The 11,432-nt window shown below is 56.4% G+C and carries 12 protein-coding genes; 11 read left to right on the top strand and 1 reads right to left on the bottom strand.

The window, feature by feature from the left end; all coding sequences use genetic code 11:
- Nucleotides 1-133: 133 nt before the first annotated feature.
- A complete protein-coding gene (locus tag L0H14_RS09965; RefSeq protein WP_301416088.1) occupies nucleotides 134-793 on the bottom strand; it encodes a GntR family transcriptional regulator in 660 nt (219 codons plus the stop codon).
- 160 nt (nucleotides 794-953) lie between these two features.
- Here L0H14_RS09965 and glyA point away from each other — a divergent pair, with 160 nt between their 5' ends.
- The 11 genes from glyA to L0H14_RS09910 form a co-directional block, all read left to right on the top strand.
- Complete coding sequence (gene glyA / locus L0H14_RS09960) at nucleotides 954-2,270, top strand: serine hydroxymethyltransferase (RefSeq protein ID WP_301416086.1); 1,317 nt, start codon at nucleotides 954-956, stop codon at nucleotides 2,268-2,270.
- Between the two features lie 2 nt (nucleotides 2,271-2,272).
- On the top strand, nucleotides 2,273-3,490 hold the full coding sequence (locus L0H14_RS09955) for a sarcosine oxidase subunit beta family protein (RefSeq protein WP_301416084.1): 1,218 nt from the start codon (nucleotides 2,273-2,275) through the stop codon (nucleotides 3,488-3,490).
- A gap of 16 nt (nucleotides 3,491-3,506) precedes the next feature.
- The gene (locus L0H14_RS09950; protein WP_301416082.1) at nucleotides 3,507-3,797 is read left to right on the top strand and encodes a sarcosine oxidase subunit delta; all 291 of its coding nucleotides are present in this window, start codon (nucleotides 3,507-3,509) and stop codon (nucleotides 3,795-3,797) included.
- Entirely contained in the window at nucleotides 3,794-6,697 is a 2,904-nt protein-coding gene (locus tag L0H14_RS09945; protein WP_301416080.1) for a 2Fe-2S iron-sulfur cluster-binding protein, read from the top strand. Before L0H14_RS09950 ends, L0H14_RS09945 begins: the two co-directional genes overlap by 4 nt.
- The gene (locus L0H14_RS09940; RefSeq protein WP_301416077.1) at nucleotides 6,690-7,277 is read left to right on the top strand and encodes a sarcosine oxidase subunit gamma; all 588 of its coding nucleotides are present in this window, start codon (nucleotides 6,690-6,692) and stop codon (nucleotides 7,275-7,277) included. The genes L0H14_RS09945 and L0H14_RS09940 overlap by 8 nt, the downstream gene beginning before the upstream one ends.
- A 3-nt stretch (nucleotides 7,278-7,280) precedes the next feature.
- Nucleotides 7,281-8,672: an L-serine ammonia-lyase gene (locus tag L0H14_RS09935; protein ID WP_301416075.1), complete on the top strand. Its 1,392-nt coding sequence runs from the start codon at nucleotides 7,281-7,283 to the stop codon at nucleotides 8,670-8,672.
- Between the two features lie 129 nt (nucleotides 8,673-8,801).
- Nucleotides 8,802-9,968 (top strand): RtcB family protein, encoded by a 1,167-nt coding sequence (locus tag L0H14_RS09930; protein WP_301416073.1) that lies wholly within the window; start codon nucleotides 8,802-8,804, stop codon nucleotides 9,966-9,968.
- A gap of 24 nt (nucleotides 9,969-9,992) precedes the next feature.
- The gene (locus L0H14_RS09925; protein WP_301416072.1) at nucleotides 9,993-10,271 is read left to right on the top strand and encodes a hypothetical protein; all 279 of its coding nucleotides are present in this window, start codon (nucleotides 9,993-9,995) and stop codon (nucleotides 10,269-10,271) included.
- Nucleotides 10,272-10,273: 2 nt separating this feature from the next.
- Nucleotides 10,274-10,708: a MaoC family dehydratase N-terminal domain-containing protein gene (locus tag L0H14_RS09920; RefSeq protein ID WP_301416070.1), complete on the top strand. Its 435-nt coding sequence runs from the start codon at nucleotides 10,274-10,276 to the stop codon at nucleotides 10,706-10,708.
- 10 nt (nucleotides 10,709-10,718) lie between these two features.
- On the top strand, nucleotides 10,719-11,186 hold the full coding sequence (locus L0H14_RS09915) for a MaoC/PaaZ C-terminal domain-containing protein (RefSeq protein WP_301416068.1): 468 nt from the start codon (nucleotides 10,719-10,721) through the stop codon (nucleotides 11,184-11,186).
- Between the two features lie 4 nt (nucleotides 11,187-11,190).
- A partial coding sequence (locus L0H14_RS09910; RefSeq protein WP_301421757.1) for an FAD-binding protein occupies nucleotides 11,191-11,432 on the top strand: 242 nt, incomplete at its 3' end.

The raw sequence follows: 11,432 nt of genomic DNA, 5'->3' as shown, positions 1-11,432 counted from the left end.
AACGATGTTGCACAACAGTATGCGGTGAGCTGGGTCACAGTCAAGGGGCCGTGGGCAGCTGCCGCTCGAGCAAGAAGTGGGCTCGGGCTCACCTGCGGCCGGGGCATCAGGCCTGGCCGTCGGGGTGACGTGGTTAGAGTGCCCCACGAACCATGGAATAGAAATTCTCGACGTGCTGTGCTGCGCTACGCTCTGCTGCGTCGGGCCGTCCGGCCACGATGTGCTTGATGAGCTGCGTGTGGTCGAGGATATGTTCATGCAGTGACGGTAAGCGATCCGAGAGTGCTGCCCAGATTCGGGTCGCGATGTTGTCGAGGCGAATGAGTGTTTCTGACAGGTGCTCGTTTTGCGTCACGCTATAAATCATGCGGTGGACCGAGAGGTCATACGATAGCAAGTCGCGCTGCGACTGGTTTGGGCTCAGGCTTTTAATGTTCACGAGGACTGCCAGAAGTTGCTCGCGCATGGCGCCCCCCTGGGCTTCGGCGGCGCGGCGGGCGGCAAGCGGCTCTAGTGCTTGCCGGATCTCAGAGACATGGGCCAGCTCGGTGACGTCGACCTGACTGGCGAATGTTCCACGGCGAGGGTATGTCACCACGAGGTGATCGGACTCGAGGCGCTTGAGCGCCTCTCGTAAGGGGGTGCGGCCAACCCCCATTTCTTCAGCCAACTGCTTTTCCATGATTGGCTCACCGGGTTGAATGTCCAACATGATTAGGCGGTCCAGAAGAATGCGGTAAGCGCGGGACGATAGAGACTCGCCGTTCGCGCCAACGTTGTGCAACGTGGTCATTCATGTCCTTTCGTTGCTCTTATTCTGCACTAAACGCTGCAGAACTGCAGTGTTTGAAAAAAGTTTTGTTGATGGCTTGACTTTTCTGTGATGAACGTCATATTCTGTGATCGGTAGCTGATATATCAAGTGTCGTTCAGGATTTTTTGAAGGAAGTTGCATGACTAGTATTACCTCGCAGGTTACTGCCTCGCTGACGCAGGATTTGGTGGAGCTCGATCCAGAGATCGCCGGTTTCCTTGACCAGGAGCTCAACCGTCAACAACGCGGTCTGGAAATGATCGCGTCGGAAAACCACACCCCGCTGGCTGTAATGCAGGCACAGGGTTCGGTTCTGACAAATAAATATGCTGAAGGATATCCCGGACGCCGTTACTACGGTGGTTGTGAACACGCTGACTCTGTAGAACGCTTGGCCATTGAAAGGGTGAAAAATCTCTTCGGGTCCGAATTTGCCAACGTGCAACCACACTCAGGCGCCCAAGCCAATGCTGCCGTCATGCACGCCTTGATTCGTCCAGGCGATACGGTCATGGGATTGAATCTGGCCCACGGCGGTCACCTAACCCACGGTATGAAACTGAACTTCTCCGGTCGTTTGTACAACATCGTGCCGTACTCGGTCGATGAAAGTACGTACGAAGTAGATATGGACGAAGTCGCGCGCTTGGCACGTGAGCATCAACCAAAGATGATTGTCGCGGGTTGGTCTGCCTACCCCCGCCAGTTAGATTTCGTTCGCTTCCGTGAGATCGCTGACGAAGTCGGCGCCTACCTCTTCGTAGATATGGCTCACTTTGCAGGTCTGGTAGCAGCTGGTCTGCATCCTTCTCCGGTTCCGCACGCGCACGTTACAACCTCAACCACCCACAAAACACTTGCCGGCCCTCGTGGCGGCATCATTTTGACCAATGATGGCGACATCGCTAAAAAAGTGAATTCAGCGGTCTTCCCCGGGCAGCAGGGTGGCCCACTGATGCATGTGATCGCGGGTAAAGCTGTCGCGTTCAAAGTCGCCGGCGAAGAAGAATTTGCTGAGCGCCAGCGCCGCACGATCGAAGGTGCCAATATTTTGGCCGAACGGTTGTCCCAACCGGATGTCGCAGAAGCCGGTATCTCGATTCTGACAGGTGGTACGGATGTGCACCTGGTGCTGGTCGACCTGCGCAATTCAGAACTCGACGGAAAACAGGGTGAAGATCTACTGCAAGAAGTAGACATTACCGTCAACCGCAACGCTGTGCCGTGGGACCCACGCCCCCCGATGACGACTTCCGGACTACGCATCGGTACACCGGCGTTGACCACTCGAGGCTTTGGTATCGAAGCGTTTGCAGAGGTCGCTGACATCATTGCGTTGACCTTGATCGCAGGTGCTACCGGGAACCGCGAGAACCTACCTGAGCTTGCACAGCGTGTTGAAGCGCTGGCCGAAGCTCATCCACTGTACCCAAACCTGGAACCGTTCGGAGCGTAACCATGGCAGAAATACTCCCACAGCACCCCGATTTTCTGTGGAATAACCCGGAACCCAAGTCCTCCTACGATGTCATTATTGTGGGCGCGGGTGGTCACGGCCTGGCGACCGCACACTACCTGGCCTCACGTCACGACATCACCAATGTCGCCGTGATTGAAAAGGGCTGGCTCGGTGGCGGCAATATGGCCCGCAACACGACCATTATTCGTTCTAACTACCTTTGGGATGAATCCGCAAATATTTATGACACCTCGTTAAAACTGTGGGAAGAACTCCCAGAAGAACTCGACTATGACTTCTTATTCTCCCAACGCGGGGTATTGAACCTGGCACACCATGTTTCTGAAGTTCGTGACTCCAAGCGACGTGTCAACGCCAATAGGCTCAACGGTGTGGACTCGGAGTGGTTGGAACCCGACGAGGTCAAAGAAGTTTGCCCGATTATTAACACATCGGACAACATCCGTTACCCCATCATGGGGTCGACCTATCAGCCACGCGCTGGCATCGCGAAGCACGACCACGTTGCCTGGGCACTGGCTCGCTCGGCCAATAACGCTGGTATCGACATCATCCAAAACACCGAAGTCACGGACATCCTCGTCGAAGGTGGCAAAGTCACCGGTGTCGAGACCACCCGCGGCAGGATTCTTGCTGGTCAGGTCGCGCTGTGTGGGGCTGGACATTCTTCCGAACTAGCTGAAATGGCCGGGGTGAAGTTACCGATTCAGTCGCACCCCTTGCAGGCCCTGGTGTCTGAACTGTTTGAACCAGTCCACCCAACCGTGGTCATGTCGAACCATATCCACGTCTACGTTTCGCAAGCCCACAAGGGCGAACTTGTGATGGGTGCAGGGATTGACACGTATAACGGGTTTGGACAACGCGGTGCATTCCACGTGATCCAGGAGCAAATGGCAGCGGCGGTGGAACTGTTCCCAATCTTTGCCCGTGCTCACGTCTTGCGTACCTGGGGCGGCGTCGTGGATACCACCCCGGATGCCTCACCGATCGTCAGTAAAACGGAAGTTGATGGCCTGTATGTCAACTGTGGTTGGGGCACCGGTGGCTTCAAAGGCACACCGGGCGCCGGTTACGCACTGGCCCACACCATCGCTCATGATGAACCACACGAACTTAACGCACCATTTGGTCTTGAACGCTTCGAAACCGGTCACCTGATTGATGAACACGGCGCAGCCGCCGTGGCCCACTAAACGAAAGGCAATTGCCATGATGCTTATTGATTGCCCGTACTGCGGGCCACGAAACGAAACCGAATTTGGTTACGGGGGTGAAGCCCACGTTGCCTATCCCGAAGACCCATATGCGCTCTCGGATGCAAAATGGGCCGAATTCTTGTTCTATCGCGATAACCCCAAGGGCGATTTCGCAGAACGGTGGGTCCACAACGGCGGCTGCCGCAAATGGTTCAACGCCGTTCGTGACACTATTACCTACCAATTCAAAGCCACCTACCCGGCAGGCTCGCCCCGCCCGAATGTATCCGGAGGTTCCCAGTGACGCACTCCTACCGTCTAACTGTCGATGAGGCACCATACGCCGTCGTTGATCACAATGACAAAGTAGATCTTGTTATCGACGGCAAACAATCCCGTGCTCTGCGCGGCGACACCGTAGCCTCCGCGATGCTTGCATCGGGGTTCAAGTCGGCCGCAAACTCCCTGTATTTCAAACGCCCGCGCGGTGTATTTGCCGCCGGGGTTGAAGAACCAAACTCACTGGTACACCTGTCTGCACGGCACCAAAGTGACGTCGAAGAATCCATGATGACTTCCACCACGGTCCCGGTGACTAACGGTTTAGAAGCCACCAAACTGAGTGGACTTGGTACGCTGGACCCTACCGAGGACCAGGCTTATTACGACCACGTTCACGTCCACACTGATGTATTGGTGGTCGGAGCCGGCCCGGCCGGGCTCTCCGCTGCCGCCAATGCGGCGCAATCCGGTGCTCGCGTCATCTTGATGGACGAAAAACCATGGACCGGCGGCAGCCTGCTGGATAGTCCCTACGAATCCATCGATGATGTCGCGGCTCCGCAGTGGATCGCCGAGACAGTCGAAGCGCTCAAAGCCAACGACGACGTCGATGTCCTCTCAAGTACCACCGTGACCGGCGTCTACGACTCCAACTACGCGGTTGCTGTACAGCGCAGAACTCACCTGCAAGATGAGCACCCGGGTGAAGGGATCTCCCGGGAACGCATCTGGCATGTACGCGCTCAGCAGGTCGTGTTGGCCACCGGGGCGCACGAACGCCCAATGGTGTTCAAAAATAATGATCGCCCAGGCGTCATGCTGGCCTCCGCAGTCCGCACCTACCTGAACCGCTATGCGGTGCGTGCGGGAGAGCAGATCGCCGTCTTCACTACCAACGACTCGGTCTACCCGCTGGTGCACGAACTCCAAAACACCGGGGGAGTCGTTGCCGTTATCGACTCACGGTCCACCGCCTCGCCGGCTGCACAACAGGCCGCAGCCAATGGCGTCAACGTTCTTATCGGTTCAGCAGTTGTTGATACCGGCATTGACGACGAGGATCAGCTGAACGCTATTACCGTTGCACCAATCAACGGTGACGTCGACTTCACCAAAACTCAGCGCTTTGAGGTTGACACCCTCGCGGTGTCGGGCGGTTGGTCGCCGGTGGTTCACCTCCACTCTGGACGCAAGGGGCGAATCGAGTGGGATGAACTACGCCAGGGCTTCGTCGCCGTGGACTCAGTTGAAGACATGCACTTGGCCGGTTCCCTTACCGGAAAATACTCGACCGCCACCGCGCTGAGCTCAGGCGCGGCAGCCGGTGCCGCAGCTGCAACTGCTGCCGGCTACCCGACTGGGGCCAATGCGTCACGCGCGATTGATCGACCATACGGTCCGGTTGAACCATTGTGGTTGGTGCCTTCCCCTGACGGGACAGAAGTCGAACACTACAACAGCCATTATGTCGATTTGCAGCGTGACCAGACGGTCGCCGATATTCTGCGTGCCACCGGTGCGGGTATGAGCTCGGTCGAACACGTCAAGCGCTACACCTCGATCTCCACTGGTGCCGACCAAGGGAAGACCTCGGGTGTTCCAACCATCGGTGTCATGGCCTCAATTCTCGGGATCGATAATCCCCAAGAAATTGGTACCACGACGTTCCGTCCACCATTCACCCCCGTGGGGTTTGCCGCACTGGCTGGGCGTCGTCGAGGAAAACTCTTCGAAGCAGCACGCACCACACCGATGCATGATGCTCATGTAGCTGCCGGCGCCGTCTTCGAGGATGTCGGTCAGTGGAAACGTGCCTGGTACTACCCGAAACCGGGCGAAACCATGGACGAGGCCGTCTATCGCGAATCAGCGGCTGCACGAGACTCGGTTGGCATGTTTGACGGCACGACCCTGGGCAAGATCGAACTGCGCGGTAAAGATACCCCAGAGTTCCTCAACCGCCTCTACACTAACGGCTGGGTAAAGCTCAAAGAGGGCATGGGACGCTATGGCGTGATGCTGTCTGCCGATGGCATGATCTTTGACGACGGCGTGACACTTCGCCTGGCCGAAGACCGCTACTTCATGCATACCACCACCTCGGGTGCAGCAGACGTTATGGAATGGGTCGAAGAATGGTTGCAAACCGAATGGCCAGAACTGGACGTCTATGCCACCTCGGTGACTGAACAGTACGCCACCATTGCCGTTGTTGGACCAAAATCCCGCGACGTCATGGCCAAGCTCGCCACCACCGAGGACTTCTCGGCAGACGGTTTCAAGTTCATGGAATTCCGGGACATCACCCTGGACTCGGGTATTCCAGCACGGGTCAGCCGTATCTCGTTCTCCGGCGAACTGGCTTGGGAAATCGCTACACCTTCGTGGTACGGCTTGGCCGTCTGGGAAGCAGTTGCACAGGCCGGCGAAGAATTCGACATCACCCCGTATGGCACCGAAACCATGCACGTCCTACGTGCTGAAAAAGGGCTCATCGTGGTTGGTCAAGAAACCGATGGCACCGTGACTCCCCAGGACGCCAACCTGGAATGGATCCTTGCCAAACATAAGGACTTTATTGGCAAACGCTCGTTCTCACGTGCGGACAACGTGCGCGAAGACCGCAAGCAACTCGTCTCCGTTCTGCCGGACGATCCAACCTTCCTCCTCGAAGAAGGCGAAGCACTGGTGGATATAGATACCCCGATCGATATTGCCGCCGGACCTGTCGCCCAAGAAGGTTGGGTTACCGCTTCGTATAACTCACCGAACCTGGGGCGCACCTTCGGGCTGGCCCTCATCAAAAATGGGTTCTCCCGTGAAGGTGAATCCCTCAAGGCCCTGGTTGGCGACGAAATTGTCACCATGAAGATTGGGCCCACTGTTCTCTACGATCCACAAGGAGCACGTCGCGATGGCTGATGTACAAGAACTGCGGCGCTCGCCGCTGGTCAATCGAACACAGGAAATGGAACAGGCTTCAGGGTCTGCAGTATCCATCCGAGAAGTACGCTTCACCACACAGGTGGGACTGCGCGCCGAACCCGGAACACCGGGGTATGTGGCGCTAGCAACTCACTTGGGTGGACTGCCTGAACGCGTCGGCGACGTCGTCGGAGATGTCGACACCACCGCCGTGTTGTGGTTGTCACCGGATGAATTTCTCGCGGTCAACGAGCCAGACTCCGGTCTGGCCGAAACCCTCACCGACGTGCTGGGTGATCATTCAGGTCAGGTCTTGGAACTTTCTGCGAATCGTGCGTTCATCGAGATTTCCGGTCCTGCATCTGAGCTTGTACTGCGCAAATCGTGCCCACTGGATTTGCATCCTAGAACGTGGAAGGTCAACCAGGCCTATGCCACCGAGATTGCGCAAACCCCAGTGATCCTCTGGAAGGTTAACGAATTTACCTGGCGGATCGCACCCCGCACTTCGTTTGCTGATCACGTGGTCAGCTGGTTGCTCGACGCTATGCTCGAGTTTTCACACCGGGAGGTGTAATACATGGCATTAAGTGTGCTGGACATGTTCTCTATTGGTTTGGGACCATCATCGTCCCATACCGTTGGTCCCATGCGGGCGGCAGCCCAGTTCATCAATGGATTGGAAGCCGAGACCGTTGCGGCCACCGCGCGCGCCAAAGTGGAACTCTTTGGTTCCCTGGGTGCAACCGGTGTTGGGCACCATTCCGATACCGCCGTGATCCTTGGACTTGCTGGACATGATCCAGCCACGATTGTGCCCGAACAAGTCGATGACATTATTGCCGGTGTCGAAACCTCCGGAACACTGGAACTCGCCGGCAGCAAGACCATCGAGTTTGATCGAACACAAGATGTCATTCTCAACATGAAAGAATCACTACCGGGACACCCCAACGGGATGAAATCCACGGTATTTGGTGCTGATGGCCAGGAACTGGCCTCGGAAATCTCGTACTCCATCGGTGGTGGATTCGTGGTAACCGAACAAGAGCTCGATAAACCATTGAGCTCGGATCTGGAAGTCAAACACGATTATCGCAACGCCACCGAGCTATTGGCCATGTGTAAGGAACAGGGCAAATCCATTGCCGAATTGACCTGGGAGAACGAAATTGAATGGCGCGAGCCAGAACAGATTCGTTCCGAGATCTTGCACATCTGGCAGGTCATGCAGGACTGTGTGCAATCCGGCATCGAGCGCACCGAAACTACGCTGCCGGGTGGTTTGAAAGTGACTCGACGGGCCCCCAAACTGTATAAGCAGCTCACCGAAGGCGGCGTCTCGGAACGTACCGGTGACACCAACGATGCCCTGCGCGGTATCGAATGGGTCAACTTGTATGCGCTGGCTGTCAATGAGGAAAATGCCTCGGGAGGTCGAGTGGTGACCGCGCCAACCAACGGTGCGGCCGGGATTATCCCGTCGGTTATGCACTACTACAGCAGATTCCTTGACGATGTCACCGACGACAAGATCGTGGAATTTATGCTGACTGCCGGTGCCATCGGCATCATCATTAAGACGCAGGCTTCCATCTCGGGAGCCGAAGTCGGATGCCAAGGTGAAGTAGGTTCAGCATGTTCCATGGCTGCAGCTGGTCTTGCCGCAGTAATGGGTGGTACTCCGGTAGAAATCGAAGATGCCGCAGAAGTTGCGCTAGAACATAACTTGGGTATGACGTGTGATCCGATTGGTGGACTCGTCCAGATTCCCTGTATCGAACGCAACGCGATTGCATCGGTCAAAGCCATCAACGCTGCACGGCTTGCCCTGCACGGCGATGGTTCCCATAAAGTTAGCCTGGATGAGGCCATCGAAACTATGCGCGCTACCGGTGCCGACATGATGGACAAATACAAGGAAACCTCACGTGGCGGCTTGGCAGTCGCGGTCACCATCCCCGAATGCTAGATGAGCCGCCGCGCTCACCCACCCAGTGAGGTAGCTCGACGAATAATCACCGCAGCAGCCGATCCGAAACACTTTGGGTCGGCTGCTGTGTCTCGTTGTGCTGGCGGTTCTCGACTACACTGCAGCCATATGGAACGTCTCAATGATCGGTTAGTTTCCTGGGCCTCATTGCTGGAGGAGCAAACTCGGCAACAGGCCGTGACTTCAGCTGAACTCGAGTTCATCTACCCGCACGTAGCGCTGATGGCTGATGCACACCTGGGCTACGGTGCCACCGTGGGTTCCGTGATCCCAACGTTGGGTGCGGTTATGCCTGCAGCAGTTGGCGTTGATATTGGTTGCGGTATGATCGCCGTCCAAACACAGTTCAATCTTGCAGACTTGCCCAAAGACCTGCGCACACTGCGAGAAGAAATCGAGCGTGCTATCCCGGTCTCTGCGGGAAAATACAATCGCAAAATCTTGCCCAGTGCCAAACCTCGCATCGATGAGCTCGAAGAACTGGCGCTGCACAACGACGTCGATCCTGATGCCTTTGACAAAAATTGGCGAGTACAGCTGGGCACACTAGGCGGCGGCAACCATTTTATTGAAGTTTGTGTGGATGAAAACGAACAGCTCTGGACCTTCCTCCACTCCGGCTCCCGCGGCATCGGCAATAAAATCGCCACCCACTACATCGACCGGGCCAAAAATCTGCGCCACCAGGCCGACGATCACTTGCCACACCCAGATCTGGCGTGGTTGGACGAGGGGACCGAAGAGTTCACCGCCTACATTGCCCATCTTCGTTGGGCCCAACACTTTGCTCTGTTGAACCGCGAAGAAATGATGGACAGGGTCAATCATCAGCTCGGTCGCTGGGCAGGCGAACCGGTACGTGATCTCCGCCGAATCAACTCCCACCACAACTTCACGGAACAAGAAGAACACTTTGGTAAAACCGTATGGGTAACCCGCAAGGGTGCCATCCGAGCGCGCAGCGGCGATATGGCGTCAATCCCTGGTTCCATGGGTAGCGCTTCCTACATTGTTGAAGGCAAAGGGAACGCCGATGCTTTAGATTCTGCGCCCCATGGTGCTGGCCGCCAATATTCGCGCCGAGCAGCACGACGCAACTTTAGCCAAGATGACCTGCGCAAGGCGATGGTTGGCATCGAATATCGGGATACCGATAAATTCATCGATGAAATCCCGCAAGCCTATAAATCCATCGATCAAGTCATGGAAGATTCCAAAGACTTAGTCACAATCCGCCACACCCTGCGCCAAATCGTAAACGTCAAGGGCGAATAGCCAGGCTGGTGGATAATAGAAGTTATGTCTTGGATGGATCAGAACCCTTATAGTACCGGCTCCCGCACATATCAGCGGGTGTTAGTTGCCGGCATGATCATCCTTGGTATCGGCTTTATCGCCGCCATTGTTGGTGGTGTGACATCGACCCGGCAACTGTCTATCGTGGCAGCGGTGATCATCGGCACCGGATTGGTGACCCACGTCGTCGCGCAAATCATTCGGATGACCGGACGCCGCAGAGAACTCCGAGAAAACCTAGAAGCCGACAATAAACGTCGCCAACAGCGTGGAAAGGATTAGACATGACTGTTGACCTCACCGGCCGCGAATATCCCGACGTTGGCCCGTATCACGTTGGAAGCGAAGACATCCGCAACTTTGCTACCGCCGTCAAAAATATGCACCCTCTGCACCACGATCTGGAAGCTGCTCGTGCTGCTGGCCACAAAGACCTGGTGGCCCCACCAACCTATCTGGTGACCATTGCCCAGCGTGCCGAGGCGCTGATGGTCAATGACCCTGAAGCAGAAGTCGATTTCTCCCGAGTGGTGCACGCTGATCAGCGCTTCACGCACCACCGTGCAGTGGTCGCTGGCGACGAACTGTTCGCTCAGGCGACTGTCACCTCAGCTAAAGAACTTGCCGGCAACCGGTTGCTCACCACAGCAACCGAGATTACCAATGCTGATCGTGCTCCCATTGCGACGATCACTTCCACGCTGCTGATTCGCGGATAAGGACGTTAATATGCCTGCTCTCGAAAATCTCACCAAGGGCGATGTGATCGCCACCCGCACCATCGGCATCAATCGTGCAGATCTGATCCGATACGCCGGGGCCTCCAAAGACTTCAACCCCATCCACTGGTCGGACGCCACAGCAGAACTTGCTGAGCTGCCCGGCGTGATCGCCCACGGCATGCTCAGCATGGGACTGGCCGTCGATGTGGTGACCGAATGGACCAATGACCCCACAGCCATCATCGACTACCAAACGCGGTTCTCTGCAATGGTTCCGGTGGATGAAACCACAGAAAACTTCGATCCGGCCCGGCCTTTTGAAAACCCATATCCGGGCGCGGTCCTAAACGTTACCGCCAAGATTGGTGCGATCAACCAAGAAACACACGTAGTTCGCGTCGACCTTTCGGTCACCAACCCCTCCGACGATGATGCCCGCGTGCTAACTCGCGCTCAAGTACAGGTGCAGTTCTAACCTCATGTCCGAAAATCTCCTGGCCAATCACACGACCGCCCGCGTCGGAGGCCCCGCATCCACCTGGATTACCGTTTCGACCGAGGACCAACTCACCGCAGCGATTGCCGAAGCCGATGCCGCAGGCACTCCGTTACTGGTCCTGGCCGGTGGGTCCAATATGTTGGTCTCCGATGCAGGTTTCCCCGGTACCGTGGTACACCTTGCCACAGAAGGTATCGACGTCATCGAATCGACTGACGAATA

This window comes from Yaniella sp. (genome assembly GCF_030453185.1).
In the GTDB taxonomy this organism is placed as follows: domain Bacteria; phylum Actinomycetota; class Actinomycetes; order Actinomycetales; family Micrococcaceae; genus Yaniella.
This window is presented reverse-complemented; position numbering and strand designations above follow the sequence as displayed.

What these genes read in the sequence shown, in the direction of transcription:
- L0H14_RS09965 (WP_301416088.1), bottom strand. Translation starts at nt 793, where the DNA reads ATGACCACGTTGCACAACGTTGGCGCGAACGGCGAGTCTCTATCGTCC.
- L0H14_RS09950 (WP_301416082.1), top strand. Translation starts at nt 3,507, where the DNA reads ATGATGCTTATTGATTGCCCGTACTGCGGGCCACGAAACGAAACCGAA.
- L0H14_RS09940 (WP_301416077.1), top strand. Translation starts at nt 6,690, where the DNA reads ATGGCTGATGTACAAGAACTGCGGCGCTCGCCGCTGGTCAATCGAACA.
- L0H14_RS09930 (WP_301416073.1), top strand. Translation starts at nt 8,802, where the DNA reads ATGGAACGTCTCAATGATCGGTTAGTTTCCTGGGCCTCATTGCTGGAG.
- L0H14_RS09925 (WP_301416072.1), top strand. Translation starts at nt 9,993, where the DNA reads ATGTCTTGGATGGATCAGAACCCTTATAGTACCGGCTCCCGCACATAT.
- L0H14_RS09935 (WP_301416075.1), top strand. Translation starts at nt 7,281, where the DNA reads ATGGCATTAAGTGTGCTGGACATGTTCTCTATTGGTTTGGGACCATCA.
- L0H14_RS09955 (WP_301416084.1), top strand. Translation starts at nt 2,273, where the DNA reads ATGGCAGAAATACTCCCACAGCACCCCGATTTTCTGTGGAATAACCCG.
- glyA (WP_301416086.1), top strand. Translation starts at nt 954, where the DNA reads ATGACTAGTATTACCTCGCAGGTTACTGCCTCGCTGACGCAGGATTTG.
- L0H14_RS09915 (WP_301416068.1), top strand. Translation starts at nt 10,719, where the DNA reads ATGCCTGCTCTCGAAAATCTCACCAAGGGCGATGTGATCGCCACCCGC.
- L0H14_RS09920 (WP_301416070.1), top strand. Translation starts at nt 10,274, where the DNA reads ATGACTGTTGACCTCACCGGCCGCGAATATCCCGACGTTGGCCCGTAT.